We start from the raw sequence: 17,027 nt of genomic DNA, 5'->3' as shown, positions 1-17,027 counted from the left end.
ATGCGCACACCGTGTTGCGAAGGCGCGTCACGCCGCTGAAAAACGCCTCTGGCGCGTGGTCCGTGAAGCACCTGCAAAGCGTTGTCTGGCGCACCTTTGCGGGCAATCCGTTGCCAAAAAGCAAACGGTAAAAATGACTTACATTCCCGTGCTTTTTCGGCCCATGGTTCTGGTGCATCCTGAACCAAGATAGGTCGCACGGATGGCCTGTCGCGCAACGTCAGACCGGAAGTTGAACGGATCGAATCGGCGACGTATGCGGGTACCGGGGTCAGGGGAAAGAACATGAAGACGCAATATCTCAGCAAACAAGAAATCTACGATGGCGCCGTGCGCCACCTGTTCGGCCAGGGCGGTGCGGCCATCCTGCCGCGCGGCGGCGCGGCGTACCACGGCCAGGGCGGCCGCTGCTGCCCCATCGGCAACCTGATCGGCGTGCGGGACTACACGACGTCGATGGAAAGTGTGCCGGTGCGCTACATCCTCAAGCCGACCAACGAGATCCCGCGCTACATGGACGCCGGCGTTGTCGCGCTGCGCCGGGCCCTGAAGAAGGCCCGCATCGACGTGGACGATCGCGACACCGTGGAGCTGCTCTCCAAGCTGCAGAACGCCCACGACGTGTTCGGCACGTGGGAGTGGAAAGAGCGCCTGCAGTCGATCGCGCGCCAGTTCGGCTTGAACGGCGCGGTTGTCGATACATTCTGACCGCAGGGTCGGTCGCAGATCACCACACAGAAGGTGACGCCCATGGAAGGGAAGGGGACGTTCCTCGACATCGAGGACATTTTTGAACGCGTGCGCGCGCACCTGCTCGCGCAGCAATGCCGCTCCGAAGACGCCGACGGCGAGCCGCGCTACCGCGGCCTCGACAACCGCCGCTGCGGCGTCGGCATCCTCATCGACGATGCGTTCTACTGCGGTGCCATCGAGCGGCTGGGCGTGAGCCTGCTGCGTGTGCCGAGCGACGATCTGCTCGCGCGTGCGCTGCGCTGCTCGGGCGTCAATGTCGACGACGACCGCGTGGTGGAACTGCTGATCGATCTGCAGGACATCCACGATCTGGCGGCCATCGAACGCTGGCCTGAAGCGCTGGAAGACGTGCGGCACCGACTGCCCGCCGCACCCATGGCAGCCTAGCACGGCAGCCGCGCCGGCCGTGGTACGGGGTGACGCTACGTCAGGGCGTCGAGCTCCGGATAGTGGCGGAAGATACCCAGCGTGCTGAACGGAATGCGTCGTGGCGATCGCAGATACGCCGCGATGTTCGGCAGCGCGGCCACGCGATCGTGCAGCGCGACGAGGTGCGGCAGCTCATGCTCGTAGCGCTGCATGTGGCGAGGGAACGCGTAGCGCAGCCCGGCCACGATCTGGAACAGCGACAGGTCCACATACGTCAGCGCATCGCGCACGGCCCAGGCTGGCCCCGCAGGGTTGCGGTCAAGCACGTGCTCGAAGTAGCGGAGGAACTTGGGCGCGCGGTGCGTGAGGAAATCCTGTGCGCGACGCAGCGCCTCGGTCCGCTGGTCTTCGTAATATTCGCCCGAGGCGATGGGGTGGTGCGTGTCGTGTATCTCGACCACGAAATCGGCCACCGTGAGTTGCAGGCTGTGCGTCCAGAGACCACCGGCCTCGTCCTGCGGTGCGAGGCCATAGTGCTGGCCCAGATACAGCAGGATGTTCGCCGTCTGCGGAATCACCATCGTGCCGACCACCAGAAACGGCGGTGCAAACGGCGGCGTGGCGATACCGGCATCGTCCAGAAACGCTTCGATCGCGGCTTCGTCCTGGCGGCCGAGGTCGGTGTAGGGCACGGCGGCGTGTTCGAGTGCCAGGCGGACGAACTCGCCGCGGCCCTGGATTTCAGGCCAGTAATAGAGTGTGGTTTCCATGATCGGGGCCGAATTGAGCAGGTTGTGCCGCGGTGCCAAGGCTGCCCCGCACGGCGCGTGCATCGCAGCAGAAAAGGTGGCTGCGATCGATAATAGGCGGTTGCCTCTGATTCGCCAGCCGTGAACGCCCAACCTTCCAGCGCATCCGCTGCGCCTGTTCCCACGCCAATCGCCGCCGAACCTGCCGATCCTTCCCGCTGGCTGGTGCGCGGGCATCCCGGCTATCTGCGCGCCAACCTTGCGCTGTTTGCGGCAGGGTTCTCGACCTTCTCGCTGCTGTACTGCGTGCAGCCGCTGATGCCCCTCCTGGCGCGTGATTTTGGTCTGTCGCCCGCGCAGACGAGCCTCGTGCTGTCGGTGTCCACCATGCTGCTGGCGTTTGCGATCCTGTTTGCGGGACTGCTCTCGGAGTCGGTCCATCGCAAGACGCTGATGGGCGTGTCGCTGGTGCTGTCGTCTGGGCTGACGCTGGCCGCGGCGGTGCTGCCGGGTTGGCACGGCCTGCTGCTGACGCGGGCCATGCTTGGCATCGCTTTGGGCGGCGTGCCGGCGGTGGCCATGGCCTACCTGGCCGAAGAGGTGCATCCGCAGGGCCTGGGTCTGGCCATGGGGCTGTATATCGGCGGTACCGCATTCGGCGGCATGGCCGGCCGCGTGCTGACCGGCGCCGTGGCCGATCACTTTGGCTGGCGGGCTGCCATGGGTTTTACGGGCGCGCTGGGCCTGCTGGCGGCGCTGGCGTTCCTCTGGCTGCTGCCGCCGTCGCGCCGCTTCGTGCCGCGCAAGGGCGTGGCGCCGGGCGATCTCCTCGACACGCTGGGCATGCACCTGCGCGAGCCCGGCCTGCGCGCGCTGTTCGCCATGGGCTTCCTGCTGATGGGCGGCTTCGTCACGATCTACAACTACGCGAGCTTCCACCTGCTGGATGCGCCGTACGGGCTCAGCCAGACGGCGGTGGGCGGCATCTTCATGGTGTATCTCGTGGGCATCGGCGCCTCCGCCTGGTTTGGCCGGTTGGCCGATCGCCATGGCCGGGGCCGGATGTTGCTTGCCGGTACCGCGCTGATGTCGGCGGGTGTGCTGCTCACCCTTGCCACGCCCCTGGCGCTGGTGATTGGCGGCGTCGCACTGCTGACCTTCGGGTTCTTCGGCGCGCATGCCGTGGCGAGCGGCTGGGTGGGGCGCCGCGCACAGCGCGCGAAGGGGCAGGCCGCGGCGCTGTACCTGCTGGCGTATTACCTGGGCTCCAGCCTGATCGGCACGACCGGCGGCAAGCTGTACGCGCCGTGGGGCTGGCCCGGTGTGGTCGGCATCGTCACGGCGTGCATGGCGTGTGCCCTCGCCACGGCGGCGTGGCTGTGGCGCCGTGTGCCGCTGCCGCCCGGCGCCAAGCGCTGAGGTTGTCTGCGCCGGGAATTCGCGTATCGTGCCGTGGTCGTTCTCTGCACGGATCGCCTTTCCCGTCATGCGTACTCATTCCTTTTTCCGGATGCGGCTGTGGCCGATCGCGCTGTTCCTGCTGCTGGCAGGTGCGGGTCATGTTGCCGATGCCGCGCCCGTGTCGTTCGCCAAGCTGGCGGGGATGTCGCCGTCCACCTCGGGCGCGTCTGCGCCTGCGGCAACGCCGGCGCAGACGCGCCAATCCCTCGACGCGGTCATCACGCTGCTCGACAACGATCAGGAGCGCGGCGCGCTTGTCAGCGAACTGAAACAGCTGCGCGATGGGGTGGCTGCGCAGCAGACCGTGCAGTCAGCACAGGCACCCGGCTTGCTGGGGGCCGTGGCGTCCCTCATCGAGAGCGGTTCGGTCCAGGCGGATGTCGAGGCGGGCGCGCCGCGGTACTGGCTGCGACGCCTCGAGGCCGCCAGCGGTAACGCCGGTCTGTTGCTTGCCGCCGGGGCGGGGCAGCGCCTTGTCGCAGATTTCGCGCGTACGGTTGGCATCTGGGCCATGATTGCCGCCGGCCTGCTTGGCCTGGGTGCGCTGATGCGCCGCCTGTTCGGGCTCAGTGCGAGCCTTGGGCCGCATCCGACCACGCGCATGCTGTTTGTCGATGCGTTGCGCAAGATCGGTCCGTGGGCTGTGTCGTTTGCCGTGTTGATCCGGCTCGGGCACACGGCCACGCCGGGCTTCGTGCTGGCCGTGGTGCTGGCCTATGCCATCGTGTGGGGCGCGATCATCACTGCGGGCGTGGCGATGCTCTTCTCATTGTTTGCCGGCAGCGCGCATCGGCGCGTCGCGGTGGAGTACCTGCTCAGGCGCGGCATGTGGCCCATCTTCCTGGCTGCCAGCCTGGGGGCCTGCGGCGATGCGCTGGTAGACCCGCGCGTCGCGCTGGTGCTGGGCGGGCCGCTCAGCCTGTTGCTCGCCACGGTGTGCAACGCGGTGTCGTCGTTGATGCTGGCGGTGGGGGCGCTCTGGGCACGCCGGCCAGTTGGTCAGCTTATCGCCAATCGGCCGCTCGAGCTGCGCCGGGGCGAGCACGCCGGCAACCAGATCCGCCGCCTGATCGCCGCGCTGTGGCCGGTGCCGGTGGTCGTGCTGGCAGGCGTGACGATGTTGGCCACCGCCACCATGCCCGACAACGTAGACGTGGTCTCGCGCCGCGCCGTGATGACGTCGCTATTGCTGGTGGCGGCGTTCTTCCTGACCACGGTCGTGCGGCCGCGCGCAAGCTGGCGGATGCGCCTGCGGCTCACGCGCAGTTCGCCCTACGTGGAGCGGCTCAAGCAATTCTTCACCGCGCTCGTGCAGCTCGGCATCTGGATCGTGTTCGTCGAGCTGGTGCTGCGCGTGTGGGGGCACACGCTGATCGACGTGGCGCACAGCTCGGTCAACGGGCGGCGCATTGCCGATGCGATGGCGGGCCTGATCAGCACCGTCTTCACGACCTGGCTCGTGTGGATCCTGCTCGATACGGCGATCCTGCAGGCCCTCACACCCGCCAACTCGCGCACCCAGCCCAGTACTCGCGCGCTGACGATCCTGCCGCTGCTGCGCAATGGCCTGAAGGTGACGCTGGTGGTGACGGCCAGTATTGGCGTGCTGGCCAACCTGGGCGTGAATGTGACCCCGCTCGTGGCCGGCGCCGGCGTGGTGGGCCTGGCGGTGGGTTTTGGCGCGCAGTCGCTCGCACAGGACTTGATTACTGGCATCTTCATCCTGATGGAAGACACCATCAGCGTGGGCGATACGGTGGACGTGGGGGTCGCCACGGGCTCCGTCATCAACCTGACCATCCGCACGGTGCGGCTGCGCGATGGCACCGGCGCGGTGCTGTCGATTCCGTTCAGCCAGATCAAGACGGTGCGCAATCTCTCGCGCGATTACTCGTTTGCCGACTTTGAAGTGCGGGTGGCGATGGAGGCCGAACCGCAGCAGGCGATCGATCTCGTGCGCGCTGCGGCTGACCAGATTGCAGGTGAGCCGCGCTTTGGCTACACGTTGCTCGGCGGTGCGGAAATCTTTGGGCTGGACCGCTTTGAAGGTGGCGCGATGATCGTCAAGGGGCGGTTCAAGACGCGTCCGCAGAAGCAGGCGGATGTGTTGCGGGCGTTCAACGTTGTGCTCAAGGATGCGTTCGACAAGGCGGGCGTGCCGCTGGCGGCGCCGGGGACGGTGTTGCGGACTTCTGCGGCGTTGGAGGAGTGGATGGCGCGGGTGGCGCCGGAGAAAGAGGCTTCGGCTTCTTCCAATGAGCCACCTGCTGCTGCGCCGGCGTAAGGGCGTTGGTGGTTTGCTGGGGTTTCGTCCCCTGCCGGGGCCGACTCACTTTCTTTGTCTTGCCAAAGAAAGTAAGCAAAGAAAGGCGCGCCCGAGATGGCGAAAGACTCCTTGAATTTATGTCGCAGAGAGGGGAAGGGAAAAACTCGCTGCGCTCAGACAGTTTCCCTTCCTTTTTCCTCTCTGCAACAGAAATTCAAGGCGCCATCTAGGGCAGGGAAAGTCAAAGGCCAAACCGTCTGGGCGCACGTCTTGGCGCCCGGGCCGTGTCTTTGTTTTAGAACCCGTGGCGCATGCCGACCATGACGCCGGTCTGCGAGGCTTTCGGCAGTGCGGCTGCCAGGACGGTGCCGGCGTCTTTCTGGTGGGTGTAGTCCATGCCGACGTACAGCCACGTGCGCTTGCTGACCACGTAATTCAGGATCGCGTAGGCGGTGTAGCGCAGGCCGTCGGGGTTGCGCTGGCGCGTGGCCATGCCGCCGACCACGAGGTTGTACTGGCCGCTGAAGTCGTATTTCACGCCGCCGAGGATGAGGTCGTTCTTGGTGGGGGTGCCGTCGCGGTAGTTGATGTAGCCGAGCATCAGTTTGGCGGGGCCGACCTGTACGCTGCCGCCGGTGGTCCAGGTGCGGGTGCCGACCGATTGCAGGTCTTTCTGCTGCTCCCACGCGCCGCCGAACGCGAACGGGCCGCTGGCGTAGTTGAGCGACAGCGCGCTGTAGTTGCCTGCAGAGAACGCGCCCGCCTGCTCGCCCATGCCGACCATCACGCCCGGGCGCCAGCCGTTGAAATCGCCCACGTACTTGACCGCGTTGTCGATGCGCACGCCGGTGGCGGTGACGTGCCACGCCGTTGCGCCGAGGTTACCGATGGAGAGCGCGTCGTACTGGCCGGCCGTGTTGAAGACGAGGTTCTCCTGCCGTCCGAACGTGAGCGCCCCGAACCCGCCTTCCAATCCGACATACGCCTGGCGCCCGAACAGCCGCGACGTTGCGGGCGTGGTGGGCTTGTAGCCGCCCAGTCCCATGTCGTTGGTGGAGCCCACGCCGGTGTCCGGCGCGAAACCGCTGACCAGGTGGAACACGGCCTTCAGCCCGTTGCCCAGGTCTTCCGAGCCCCGAATGCCGAAGCGGCTGCCGCTGTAGTAGCCGCCCGCCATCTCGGCCTTGCCGTGGCCGTCGGCGTCGTTGTTGGTGCTGTAGCGCAGGCCGGTTTCCATCACGCCGTACAGCGTGACGCTGGATTGCGCGTGCGCGGCCCCGCAGGCCAGCAGCGCCGACAGTGCAACGGCCGATAACGGAATGGAACGGATCGAAGTGGTCATGTGGCTCCCTTGTTGTCGTAACGACTGTTGTGTCGGCCGGAACGGGTTTTCCGGCCTGGCTCGGGGGCCGACTCTCAGGCAAGTCTGCGCTGTAAGGGTTGAAGTTACGCAGGCACCGGCAAAGCGCCGCACACGTCGCGCAGGGTGGAGCGTTGCCCGCTGAAGAGGCATCGCGCGTAAACCGCGGGCTTACAGATTCTTGGGGGTTTTCCCTCGGGCAGGCGGCGTGGCGCGGGGCTGCCGCTACACTGGCGACGCTGATTTCCGTTCGCCGCCCACGTCCCGCCATGCCTTCGTTCTCCGTTCCCCTGCTCAACGCCCTGCGCGACCAGTTGCCCGCGCTCTCGCCGGCGCAGCGGGGCGTGGCGCGGTTGATCCTGGAAGCGCCGGAGCTGTCGCTCGAGCAATCCGTCGAGACGCTGGCCGTGCGCGCAGGCGTGTCGATGCCGACCATCGTGCGGATGTGCCAAGCGCTCGGCTTTGAAGGCTTGCGCGAGTTCAAGGCCACGCTGGCCGCTGAACTCGCGCACGCGCAGCCGACGCTGCCGGGCCATGTCGGCCGGGCAGATCCTCCCGCGCTGGTCGCGAGCAAGGTCATCGATGGCGCCACGCGGGCGCTGGCCAAGCTGCGCGAATCGCTGTCCAGCACGCAGGTCGACGCCGCCGCCGAGCGCATCGCACGCGCGCGCCGCGTCGATTGCTATGCGGCCGGTGCGGCCTCATCGTTCATGGCGAACGACATGCAGGCACGGCTGATGCGGCTGGGGCTGGCGTCCAACGCTTACTTCGATGCGCATTTGCAGCTCGTGTCGGCGGCCATGCTGGGCGCGTCCGACGTTGTGGTGGCGTTCTCGCACGTGGGGCGCATGCCGTATCTGCTTGAGTCGATTGCCTATGCGGCCGAGCAGGGCGCGTGCGTGATCGCCATCACCCAGGCGGGCACGCCGCTGGCCGAGCGCGCGCAGATCGCGCTCACGGTGGACGTGCCGGAAGATGCGGTGATGCGGGTCGGCACCGAGGCGTACCTCGTGCACCTCACCGTCATCGAAATCCTGATGACCTGCGTGGCGCAGCGCCGCGATGAAATGGTGCGCTCGCGCATGCGGGCCATCCAGCGGCTGCTGACCGAGCGCAGCGTCGATCGGCCGTAGCCCAGCAAAAGGGCGCCACGCGGGCGCCCTTGGCTGCGGTGCGGCGCCGGCGGCGTCAGAGTCGCGACACGGCCAAGCCGATCGTGAGCAGCGAGCCCACGCCGAAGATGGTCCAGCCGACGGTGCGGCGCTTGGTGGTCAGCACCCACAGCCACAGGCCGGAGATCGACAGAAAGATGATGCACCCGGCCAGCGTGTCGACCAGCAGGATCCACGGCACGGTCATGCCGCGGCCCAGATGGAAGCTCATCAGCGTACCGAGGAAGCCGTTGTCGGTCTGGCGGATCGTGATCGACCGGTTGCCGGCCCAGTATTCGGCCTGGATCTGCGTGGCGGCCCCGCCAAAGTTGAAGGTCCACTCTTCGGGCTGCATGAGCGGCGTGGTGGCGGGCTCGACTGCCGCGCCGCCACGCTCGCCTTTGCCGCCTGCATGCCCGCCGCCCTTGGCCGGCCGCTCCGCCCAAGCCACCGGCTTGGCCTTCTCCACGCGGATGCGGCTGGCCGGTTCAGGCACACCAAGCGCCTGCTGCAGCCAAGCGTCCATGGCCTCGGGCGTGGCAGGTGCCGGGTCAGGCAAGGCGATCTGCGTGTTGGTGCGCTGCTGCGCGACCGGCAGTTTCAGCACCGCGCGGTGGTTCAGCCAGATGCCCGAAACACCGAAGATCAGCCCGATCACTGCGCCCCATAGCCCGAACCAGCCGTGCGTCTTGCGCAGCCAGCGTACCAGCGTGGCGCGGCGGTTGGCCGGGTGCTCCGCCTTGGGGGTCGCCCGGCGGGCATCAGCGCTGGGCTTGGCTGCCGGTTTGGCCGAAAGCGAAGGATGGGTCAGGTCGGTCATGAGACACATCGCGGCACGGTAGCTGCCGGAGGGAGAGAAATCGACCCGCCAATATAAATGAGAATGATTCTCGTTGCAACGCGGAAATCTTACAGCGTGATGCGCTCCAACGCCCGCCGCGACGCCTCATCCGCCGGATAAAAACACTCGATCCGCATCTCCTGCAGCCCCGCATCGCGCGGGGTGCCGAGCGTGGTGAGCGTGGAGAACAGCGAGATCGTCACGCCGTCGCGCTGCAGCGTCACGGGCAGGAACGGCGGCGGGTCGCCGGCATCGTGCGCGGGGGCGGAAGGGGTGGCCGGTGCGTCGGCCGCGTCGAATACTGTGGGCTGCAGCGCGCGGATGTCCGTCAGCAGGCGCTGGCTGGCGGGGTCGATGGCGTGCAGGCCCAGTTCCTGCCGCACACGGCGAGCGAGATACCGGCCGACGGCATCGCGGTTGGCGATGGCCGGCCACAGCGCGCTCGGATCGAACACGAGCTTCATCATGTTGACCGCGCCCGGCGCGCCTTCTGCCCGGTCGTCGCCGATGGCCCAGCGCATCAGGCGCCGGTGCGCGGCATTCGCGTCGAGCACATGCCAGAAGCGGTCGAGCACGAGGGCCGGATACGGCGCCTGCTTGTCGAGTATCAGCTTCACTGCCTGGCGTACCGCCTGCATCATCGGCGAGGTCTCATCTGCCGGAGCGCACAGGCCCTGCTCGGCATACGCGGGGGCGAAACCGGCGGCCAGCAGCATCTGGTTGCGATGGCGCAGCGGCACGTTCAACGCCTTGGCGAGCTGCAGGATCATGTTGCGGCTGGGCGTTGCGCGGGCCGATTCCAGAAAGCTCACATGCCGCTGCGATACCCCGGCGGCCAGCGCGAGCGCCAACTGGCTGTAACCACGGCGGATGCGCCAGAAGCGCAGCAATTGCGGAAAGCGTGTGCGGGCGGCTTCGGGGGGCTCGGCGGCCACCTGGGCGGCATCGGCATCATCCAGCATGGCGAGGTTGTCCGTGGGCAGGCTTGGGGCAGGGTTCATGTCACCTATTGAAGCAGAGTCGGGTAGGTGCGGCGATTACCTGTCGCGTAATTGTGGCCCCCCGCTCCGCTGCCAATACTCCAGGCAGCCCACAACCCGAACGGAGCGACCATGCACCGCGAGCCGATCGACTACCCCGCCGACGCCCTCCTCACCCGCGAAGACCACGTCCGCACGGCGGACGGCTGGACCCTGCCCGTGACGGTCACCGGTCCCGGCCTGGGCGCGCGCGGCACGGTGGTGATCTGCTCTGCGCTCGGCGTGCCGCGCCAGTTCTATGCGGCGTTTGCGCGGGCGCTATGTTTGGCGGGCTGGCGCGTGGTCATGTTCGACTATCGCGGCATTGGCGAGGCGCTCGCCAGCGGCCCGGGCATGCCGCGCTTTGCCGACTGGGGCCGGCTGGATATCGACGCCGTGCTCAAGTGGGTGCACGACACGATGGTGCCGGAAGGCTGTAGCGGCCGCTGCCTGGTGGTGCTGGGCCACAGTGCTGGCGGGCAATTGGCCGGGTTGGCGCCGCATATCGTACATGCCGATGCGCTGGTCCAGGTGGCGTCGTCCCTCGCAGACGCGCGGTTGTGGCCGTGGCGTGGCGTGCTCGCGCGCCTGCAGTTTGCGTGGCTGCTGCGCGTGCGGATTCCGCTGGCCGTGCGCGCGGCGCGTGGCGCGTGTCTGCCGCTGTCCAGGATCGGCATGGGACCGATGGCGATTCCCGCCGCCATTCTCGAAGACTGGGCGCGCTTTGCGCGGCAACGCGGCTATCTGTTCGCCCCGCGTGCCGGACTCGATACCGCGCGCTATGCGCGGCTCGCCGTGCCGCTGCTCGCCTGGGGATTCGACGACGATGCCTTCGCCCCGGCGCGCGCCATCGATGCACTGGTCGATCGTTATTCCGCCGCGCGCGTCACGCGCCGTCAGGTGGGCGGTGCCGGACTGGGCGCCGGGGGCGTCGGACACATGGGCTTCTTCCGGGCGTCGTCCGGTGCGCCGTGCTGGCGCGAGACGGTGGCCTGGCTCGATGCGCTTGATCGCCCCGAGAACCGGCGGGCGATGCCGGAGCCGTCCGCCTAAGACGCCGCCTCGGCGTCGCTCCCCGGTCGATGCAGAAACGCGCTGGGGCTCTGGCCGAACGCGCGGCGGAACATCGCCGAGAACGCGCTTTGGCTGCTGTATCCGAGGGTCTGTGCCACCTGCGCGAGCGGCATCCCGCGCGACATCAGCGGGATGGCACTGGCCAGCACGGCCTGCTGGCGCCATTGCGAAAAGCTCACGCCAAGCTCTTCCTTGAAGCGCCGTGCCAGCGTGCGTGTGCTGGCGCCCACGCCCTGCGCCAGGGCGTCGAATGTGAGCGGCGTGCCGGGGTCGGCCATCACGCGTTCGCACAGGGCGCGCAGCCGTTTATCGGCGGGCATCGGCAAGTCGAGCGGCAGCGGTGCGCTGCGGCGCAGCTCATCGAGGATGAGCGCCGCCAGGGCCTGCTCGCGTGCGGGCGGCAGCGGTTGACGCACGTCCATCGCGGCAATCAGCTCGCGCAGCAAGGGGGAGACCTCCATGACCCGGCACTGTGCCAGCGCACCGGTCACCACGGATGGGTCGGCATACAGCGTGCGCAGGAAGGCGGCTTCCACCACCCAGACCTCGTGCTCGACGCGGGGCGGTATCCAGATGGCGCGCGAGGGCGGCACCACCCAGGCTGTGTCGCCGGCCTGTACGCGCAGCACGCTGTTGTGGCTGTAAGCGACCTGCGCCCACGGGTGGGTGTGGCGCGGAAAGCGCGTGTTGGCATCCATGTGCCGCGTATACAGACGCACAGGGTGCGCCGGTGAAGGCGGGATGCGGCCTTCGATATCGGTGGGCAGGATGCGCTGCGGCATGGCGGGTTTGCGACAGAACGATCGGGTGAGTCTAAAACGCCGTCTGCGGGACTTGTCGAAGCCCCTGCGCGATGGCAGGCTATCGACCGCATCGGCCAGGTCCGATCGAACCAAAACGACAAAGTGGATCGCGCAAGCGGTCTCGACAAAACGCCGCGGCCCACGGGGTGTGCGGTGAAGGGTGCTAGCAATGCAATCGGGAAACCACGCGCACGGCCGGGGTGCGCGCTTGCGTCGGCCTCTGGCCGCCGTCGTCTGTTTCTGCGCGTTTCTGGCGGCCTCCGCTGCCCGCGCAGACATCAGCATCATCCAGTCGTTGCCGCTCTCCGGCTCACAGGCCGCCACCGGGCGCGCGCTCCATGCCGGCGCACGGCTGTATTTTGACTGGCTCAACCTCGATGGCGGCATCAACGGCGAGACCCTCCGCCTGGTTGCTCGTGACGACGAGCAGAAGATCGAGCAGACCCTGCGCAACGTGCGGGACATGGCCAAGATCGACAATCCGGTGGCCGCGCTGACCGTGGTCGGCACCGCCAACGTTGAGGCGCTCATGCGCAGCGGCGTGCTGGCCGAGGCCAACCTGCCACTGGTCGGGCCGGCCACGGGCGCCGCCAGCATGACTGGCGATCCCCTTGTATTTCCGATCAAGGCGAGTTACCAGCAGGAGATGGACAAGATGGTGGGTGCGCTCGTCACCATCGGCGTGACGCGCATCGGCGTGCTGTATCAGGATGATGCGCTGGGCAGGGAAGTGCTCGCGGGTGCCGAGCGCACGCTCAGGCCCCACAAGCTGGCGATGGCCACGACCGCTTCTTACCCGCGCAACGCGACAGCAGTGGGGCCGGCCGTCGACCGACTGCTGGCGGCGGATGTGCAGGCGATTTTCCTGGGCGCCACGGCCGGGCCCGCGGCAGAGTTCATCAAGCAGTACCGGGCGCGGGGCGGCGGCGCGCAACTCCTGGGACTGTCGTCCATCGACCCCGGCTACCTGCTCAAGGTGGCGGGCATCGATGCGGTGCGCGGCTATTCGCTCGCGCTGGTGATGCCCAACCCGGGCAAGAGCGTGAACCCGGTCATCCGCGAGTTCAACCGCGCGCGTACCGCCGTGGGTGCCAGGGATGTCGAGCCGTCGTTCCGCGCCGTAGAGGGTTTCGTCGCTGCCAAGGTGCTATCTGAAGCCATCCGCCGTGCCGGCCCCAAGCCCACGCGTGACCAGGTGCGGCGTGAGCTCGCCAACCTGCGCAACTTCGATGTCGGAGGCGGCTTTGTGGTCGACTTCTCGGACCGCTCGCGCCCCGGCTCCCACTACGTGGAACTCGGCGTGGTTGGGCCGAACGGGCTCGTGATCCAGTGAGGCCGAGCACGGCACCCCGAAGGCCTGCCTTGAAGCTTGGCACCTTGCATCAGTTGGTCAGGCTGCCCCGATGCGATAGTGGTAGGCGTAGGCCTCCGTAAAGCCGAGCGAACGGTAGAGCCGGCGTGCCGGCGCGTTGTCTGCGTTGACTTGCAGATAGGCGTGCGCGCTGCCATGCGTGCGCGCCCAGTCGAGCATTGCCGCCGTGACGGCGCGTCCCAGGCCTCGGCCGCGCGCGTCGCGGGCCACGCGCACATCGAACAGACCGACCTGCATGCCGTCGCGCACCGCCAGACCGATGCCGACGACGGTTGCCCTCGCATCCCGCAACGTGATCGCCGCGTGCGGGCGATCGAGTGCGGCAAGCATGGCTCGGCGGGTGGTGCGTCCGTGCGCATCGAGGCCGTCGAATTGCGCAAAGGCGTCATGCCACGTGTCGGGAATCGCCGTGTCGATGCTGATGCCGATGTCGTCAGGACGCGTGGCGGTCGGCGCGGCCGCGAGCGGCGCGGTCATGACGAGGCTGCTGTCGGCGATGCGGTAGCCGCGGGCGGCGAGGAGGGCGTCGGCGCCGGGAACGGCCAACGGTGTGATGCGCACAATGGGCGCGAGACCCGCGCGGCGGTAGAAGGTCTCGATGCGCTCAAGACGGGCCGGGTCCAGTTCAGCGCCCGGTGCGCGCGGATTGGCGGAGTTGGCCCGTTTGGCCAGGCCCCCCGCCATGCGCAGTACCCAGGGGCCGTCTTCGACGGTGTGTTCGGGCGGCAGCGCGGCAAAGCCGCAGTGCTCGATCGTCGTGATATCGATCTGCCCGCCGTCGTTCTGCATGTCGGATCAGGCGGCCGTCACCGCGCCGTGCTCGTGCTTGCCGGCCGGCTTGACCACCGCCAGCGTGGCAACCAGCCCGCATAGCGCCGCAAATGACACCCACACGCCGGGCATTGCCTTGTTGCCGGTGGCGTGGATGAGCCACGTGGCGATGGCCGGCGTGAAGCCGCCGAAGATGGCCGTGGCAAGGCTGTACGCCAGCGAGAAGCCGGTGGTGCGCACCGCTGGCGGCATGATCTCGGTGAGCGTGACGACCATCGCGCCGTTGTAGCTGCCGTACAGGAATGACAGCCACAACTCCACGGCCAGCAGGCGGCCGAAGGACGGCGCCCCGACCAGCCAGACCATGGCCGGATACGCAGTGAGCAGCATCAGCACGGTAAAGAGGATCAGCAGCGGGCGGCGGCCGACGCGATCGGACACGGCGCCCATCACGGGCAGCCAGAACAGGTTGGAGGCGCCCACGCACAGCGTGACGATCAGGCTGTCCATGTCGGTCAGGTGCAGCACGCTCTTGCCGAAGGTCGGCGTGTAGGCGGTGATCAGGTAGAACGACACCGTGGTCATCACCACCAGCAGCGTGCCTGCGCCCACCAGGCGCCAGTTCTCGACCATCGAGCGGAACACCTCGCCCAGATCTGGGCGGTGCTTGCGCTTCTGGAACGCCTCGGTCTCCTGCAGCGAGCGTCGGATGAAGAACAGGAAGGGCACGATCAGGCAGTCGACCACGAACGGCACGCGCCAGCCCCACGCGCTCACCTCTGTGGGCGGCAATGCCAGGGACAGCAGCACGCCCAGCAGCGCGGCGAACATCACCGCCACCTGCTGGCTGCCGGACTGCCAGCTCACGAAGAAGCCCTTGCGGCCCGGCGTGGCGATTTCAGCCAGATAGACCGACACCCCGCCCAGCTCGACGCCGGCCGAGAAGCCCTGCAGCAGCCGGCCAGCCAGCACCAGCAGCGGCGCGGCAAGCCCGATGGTGCGGTAGCCCGGCACCAGCGCGATCAGCAGCGTGCCGCAGGCCATCAGCGCCAGCGTGAGGATCAGGCCTGCGCGGCGGCCGTGGCGGTCGATATAGGCGCCCAGGAAGATGGCCCCCAGGGGCCGCATCAGGAAGCCGGCGCCGAATGTCACCAGCGACAGCATCAGCGAGAGGAATTCGTTGCCGGCCGGGAAGAACGTGTCCGCAATGGCCTTGGCGTAATAGCCGTAGACCATGAAGTCGTACATTTCCAGAAAGTTGCCGCTGACCACGCGGAAGATCGCGCGGGCCTTGGATTCGTTGGGGTTGTGGGTAGGCATGGGGTGCTTCACTCGACTGCGGGGGCACAACATGCGGGCGCGTCCGGCTGGGTGGCGCGGGCGGCCTCGTAGAACGTGGTGATGTGGTACGGCGTGCTGGAAGGCATGTCGGCGCGCAGGCGTTGGCCCGCCGGGTCGAGCACTTCGTGCCAGCCCTGTGCGTGGAGGAAACGCATGGACCATGCCGGCAGCATGCGCGCGAGCATCGCGCCGTGCGTCTCGGTGCACAGGGCGAGCGCACGGCCGTATTCGGTCTGGGCCCAGATGCGCTGGCTGGCGTCGCGCAGGGTGCTGTCCAGGTTCAGTGACAGGCAGACGCCCTGCGTGTTGGCGTCCACGCCCCGCTCGCACGCCGCCTCGACGGCACGGCCGAGCGTGTCGGCCAGTTGTTGCCCAGCGCGGGACCGCGAGAAGACATCGGCATGCGCGCGCACCAGGTAGAACCATTCGAACTGATGGCCTGGCTCGATGCGGTTGTCGGCGCTGGGTTCATCGACTGGCAGTTCGGCAATGCTACCGGTGCGCGGATCGATGAAGCGCGCGAGGATGCCCTCGGCCAGCGTGTGCACGCCGGCTTCGGCCCAGGCGGGCGGCTCATCGAGCGCGGCGGCCGCCAGGTAGGCCTCGGTCAGATGCATCACCGGGTTCTGTGCCACCCCGGCCAGGGTGTTGGTGAACGAGGCGTCCATTGCCGCCACCGGCAGCGACACGGTACCGGCCCGGGCGAAGCGGTGGGCAATCACGTCGTGCGCGTCGTGCATCAGGGCGGCGGCGCGTGGGTCTTCACTGACGGCCAGCCAGTGCGCCGCCGCGAACAGCACGAACGCGTGCGTGTACAGGTCCTTGGTGGTGTCTTGCGGAGCGAGGGCGCTGTCGATCGAAAACAGCCAGCCGCCCTGGAGCGTGTCGCGAAAGCGTGTGTCGAGCGCATGGCACAGGGCGGCGGCACGTTCGCCGCACAGGTTGCGGTGACGGGCAGAAAGCTGCGTCGCCCGGGCAAACGTGTAGAGCTGCCGCGCGCAGGCCATCGCCCGGTAGCGCTCCGTCGACGCTGGCACGATCGCGCCATCCTTGGCGATCAGCGCCTCATAGCAGAGGCCGGCCTGCGCATTCCAGCCCGGGCCAAGCCACATGGGCAGCAGGACATCGTCGTAGTAGCGGCTGAACGCGTCCAGTGCGGTGGCCACCAGGCCTGCGGCGGACGGTTCGGCATGGCCGGGAAGCGGAGACGGGGAAGACGTGGGAAGCATGTGCGCCGTGATGATCGTGGCGGGGCACCGGCCAACGGCCGATGGGGCTCGGTTCCGTTCACCACAGGCGAGGCGGATGCGCTCCACCGGTGAACAGACCCGGGATTGTGCTCCAACTGGCGGTGCGACGCCACGCGCGCGAGGCACAATCCTGGCTAGAGCACAGGGTTGTGGGTCCAATGAAAGGTTCGGACGGGACACTGCCGCGGCGTGCGTTTGTGCGAAGATGGATGTTCATTGGCTCCGCCCTGATCCATGCATCGTCGCGACCTGCTCAAGCAGTTGGCGGCCGGGCTGCTCGCCCTGGCGCCCGGTCTGTCCCGTAGCGCCACGCCGGGTGCGCCGGAACCGTTTGACGAGTCCTACCTGTTGGCGCGCGCGCGTGCCCTGGCGGCGCGGCCCCTCACGCCCCCCACCCACCCACAGCCCGGGCGGCGCCCCACCCCCCGACGCGAGGCCCACCACTCG

The 17,027-nt window shown here is 68.0% G+C and carries 16 protein-coding genes; 8 read left to right on the top strand and 8 right to left on the bottom strand.

All coding sequences use genetic code 11. From position 1 onward, the window contains the following. Positions 1 to 285: 285 nt before the first annotated feature. Entirely contained in the window at positions 286 to 708 is a 423-nt protein-coding gene (locus R2N03_RS18930; protein ID WP_316659394.1) for a hypothetical protein, read from the top strand. Positions 709 to 750: 42 nt separating this feature from the next. Then, on the top strand, positions 751 to 1,140 hold the full coding sequence (locus R2N03_RS18925; RefSeq protein ID WP_316659393.1) for a hypothetical protein: 390 nt from the start codon (positions 751 to 753) through the stop codon (positions 1,138 to 1,140). A gap of 35 nt (positions 1,141 to 1,175) precedes the next feature. Here R2N03_RS18925 and R2N03_RS18920 read toward each other — a convergent pair whose 3' ends face one another. Continuing rightward, positions 1,176 to 1,892, bottom strand: coding sequence for a glutathione S-transferase (locus R2N03_RS18920; protein ID WP_316659392.1), 717 nt, complete (start codon positions 1,890 to 1,892; stop codon positions 1,176 to 1,178). Between the two features lie 120 nt (positions 1,893 to 2,012). Between R2N03_RS18920 and R2N03_RS18915 the strand changes: the two genes are divergently transcribed. Next, positions 2,013 to 3,290: an MFS transporter gene (locus R2N03_RS18915; protein ID WP_316659391.1), complete on the top strand. Its 1,278-nt coding sequence runs from the start codon at positions 2,013 to 2,015 to the stop codon at positions 3,288 to 3,290. A 67-nt stretch (positions 3,291 to 3,357) separates the two neighbouring features. Then, entirely contained in the window at positions 3,358 to 5,616 is a 2,259-nt protein-coding gene (locus tag R2N03_RS18910) for a mechanosensitive ion channel family protein (protein WP_316659390.1), read from the top strand. Between the two features lie 277 nt (positions 5,617 to 5,893). Here R2N03_RS18910 and R2N03_RS18905 read toward each other — a convergent pair whose 3' ends face one another. Continuing rightward, positions 5,894 to 6,940, bottom strand: coding sequence for a porin (locus R2N03_RS18905; protein WP_316659389.1), 1,047 nt, complete (start codon positions 6,938 to 6,940; stop codon positions 5,894 to 5,896). Positions 6,941 to 7,227: 287 nt separating this feature from the next. Here R2N03_RS18905 and R2N03_RS18900 point away from each other — a divergent pair, with 287 nt between their 5' ends. Beyond that, on the top strand, positions 7,228 to 8,091 hold the full coding sequence (locus tag R2N03_RS18900; protein WP_316659388.1) for a MurR/RpiR family transcriptional regulator: 864 nt from the start codon (positions 7,228 to 7,230) through the stop codon (positions 8,089 to 8,091). Positions 8,092 to 8,146: 55 nt separating this feature from the next. Here R2N03_RS18900 and R2N03_RS18895 read toward each other — a convergent pair whose 3' ends face one another. Further along, positions 8,147 to 8,929 carry a PepSY-associated TM helix domain-containing protein gene (locus tag R2N03_RS18895; RefSeq protein ID WP_316659387.1) on the bottom strand — a complete coding sequence of 261 codons (783 nt, stop codon included), beginning with the start codon at positions 8,927 to 8,929 and terminating at the stop codon, positions 8,147 to 8,149. A gap of 89 nt (positions 8,930 to 9,018) precedes the next feature. Beyond that, positions 9,019 to 9,912: a helix-turn-helix domain-containing protein gene (locus tag R2N03_RS18890; protein WP_428984430.1), complete on the bottom strand. Its 894-nt coding sequence runs from the start codon at positions 9,910 to 9,912 to the stop codon at positions 9,019 to 9,021. Positions 9,913 to 10,062: 150 nt separating this feature from the next. Here R2N03_RS18890 and R2N03_RS18885 point away from each other — a divergent pair, with 150 nt between their 5' ends. After that, on the top strand, positions 10,063 to 11,022 hold the full coding sequence (locus tag R2N03_RS18885; protein ID WP_316659385.1) for an alpha/beta hydrolase family protein: 960 nt from the start codon (positions 10,063 to 10,065) through the stop codon (positions 11,020 to 11,022). Here R2N03_RS18885 and R2N03_RS18880 read toward each other — a convergent pair. Next, positions 11,019 to 11,825, bottom strand: coding sequence for an AraC family transcriptional regulator (locus R2N03_RS18880; protein WP_316659384.1), 807 nt, complete (start codon positions 11,823 to 11,825; stop codon positions 11,019 to 11,021). The two genes, R2N03_RS18885 and R2N03_RS18880, sit on opposite strands and share 4 nt — an antisense overlap. 190 nt (positions 11,826 to 12,015) lie before the next feature. Between R2N03_RS18880 and R2N03_RS18875 the strand changes: the two genes are divergently transcribed. Beyond that, a complete protein-coding gene (locus R2N03_RS18875; RefSeq protein WP_316659383.1) occupies positions 12,016 to 13,179 on the top strand; it encodes an ABC transporter substrate-binding protein in 1,164 nt (387 codons plus the stop codon). A gap of 57 nt (positions 13,180 to 13,236) precedes the next feature. Here R2N03_RS18875 and R2N03_RS18870 read toward each other — a convergent pair whose 3' ends face one another. From R2N03_RS18870 to R2N03_RS18860, 3 genes are read right to left on the bottom strand one after another with little or no spacing between them, the layout of a single operon-like run. Then, on the bottom strand, positions 13,237 to 14,007 hold the full coding sequence (locus R2N03_RS18870; RefSeq protein WP_316659382.1) for a GNAT family N-acetyltransferase: 771 nt from the start codon (positions 14,005 to 14,007) through the stop codon (positions 13,237 to 13,239). A gap of 6 nt (positions 14,008 to 14,013) precedes the next feature. Then, positions 14,014 to 15,309: an MFS transporter gene (tcuC, locus tag R2N03_RS18865; protein ID WP_316659381.1), complete on the bottom strand. Its 1,296-nt coding sequence runs from the start codon at positions 15,307 to 15,309 to the stop codon at positions 14,014 to 14,016. Positions 15,310 to 15,317: 8 nt separating this feature from the next. Beyond that, positions 15,318 to 16,559 carry an AGE family epimerase/isomerase gene (locus R2N03_RS18860; protein ID WP_316659380.1) on the bottom strand — a complete coding sequence of 414 codons (1,242 nt, stop codon included), beginning with the start codon at positions 16,557 to 16,559 and terminating at the stop codon, positions 15,318 to 15,320. A gap of 255 nt (positions 16,560 to 16,814) precedes the next feature. Between R2N03_RS18860 and R2N03_RS18855 the strand changes: the two genes are divergently transcribed. Beyond that, positions 16,815 to 17,027 (top strand): twin-arginine translocation signal domain-containing protein (locus R2N03_RS18855; RefSeq protein WP_316659379.1); only part of this gene is annotated, 213 nt, incomplete at its 3' end.

The organism is Ralstonia condita (assembly GCF_958405655.1).
In the GTDB taxonomy this organism is placed as follows: domain Bacteria; phylum Pseudomonadota; class Gammaproteobacteria; order Burkholderiales; family Burkholderiaceae; genus Ralstonia; species Ralstonia condita.
Note: the sequence above shows the minus strand (reverse complement) of the source record. Positions and strands in the feature narration are given on the sequence as shown.

Bases quoted from the DNA above. Each gene is read 5' to 3' on its own strand.
- R2N03_RS18930 (WP_316659394.1), top strand. From the start codon at position 286: ATGAAGACGCAATATCTCAGCAAACAAGAAATCTACGATGGCGCCGTG.
- R2N03_RS18925 (WP_316659393.1), top strand. From the start codon at position 751: ATGGAAGGGAAGGGGACGTTCCTCGACATCGAGGACATTTTTGAACGC.
- R2N03_RS18920 (WP_316659392.1), bottom strand. From the start codon at position 1,892: ATGGAAACCACACTCTATTACTGGCCTGAAATCCAGGGCCGCGGCGAG.
- R2N03_RS18910 (WP_316659390.1), top strand. From the start codon at position 3,358: ATGCGTACTCATTCCTTTTTCCGGATGCGGCTGTGGCCGATCGCGCTG.
- R2N03_RS18905 (WP_316659389.1), bottom strand. From the start codon at position 6,940: ATGACCACTTCGATCCGTTCCATTCCGTTATCGGCCGTTGCACTGTCG.
- R2N03_RS18900 (WP_316659388.1), top strand. From the start codon at position 7,228: ATGCCTTCGTTCTCCGTTCCCCTGCTCAACGCCCTGCGCGACCAGTTG.
- R2N03_RS18895 (WP_316659387.1), bottom strand. From the start codon at position 8,929: ATGACCGACCTGACCCATCCTTCGCTTTCGGCCAAACCGGCAGCCAAG.
- R2N03_RS18890 (WP_428984430.1), bottom strand. From the start codon at position 9,912: ATGCTGGATGATGCCGATGCCGCCCAGGTGGCCGCCGAGCCCCCCGAA.
- R2N03_RS18885 (WP_316659385.1), top strand. From the start codon at position 10,063: ATGCACCGCGAGCCGATCGACTACCCCGCCGACGCCCTCCTCACCCGC.
- R2N03_RS18880 (WP_316659384.1), bottom strand. From the start codon at position 11,825: ATGCCGCAGCGCATCCTGCCCACCGATATCGAAGGCCGCATCCCGCCT.
- R2N03_RS18875 (WP_316659383.1), top strand. From the start codon at position 12,016: ATGCAATCGGGAAACCACGCGCACGGCCGGGGTGCGCGCTTGCGTCGG.
- R2N03_RS18870 (WP_316659382.1), bottom strand. From the start codon at position 14,007: ATGCAGAACGACGGCGGGCAGATCGATATCACGACGATCGAGCACTGC.
- tcuC (WP_316659381.1), bottom strand. From the start codon at position 15,309: ATGCCTACCCACAACCCCAACGAATCCAAGGCCCGCGCGATCTTCCGC.
- R2N03_RS18860 (WP_316659380.1), bottom strand. From the start codon at position 16,559: ATGCTTCCCACGTCTTCCCCGTCTCCGCTTCCCGGCCATGCCGAACCG.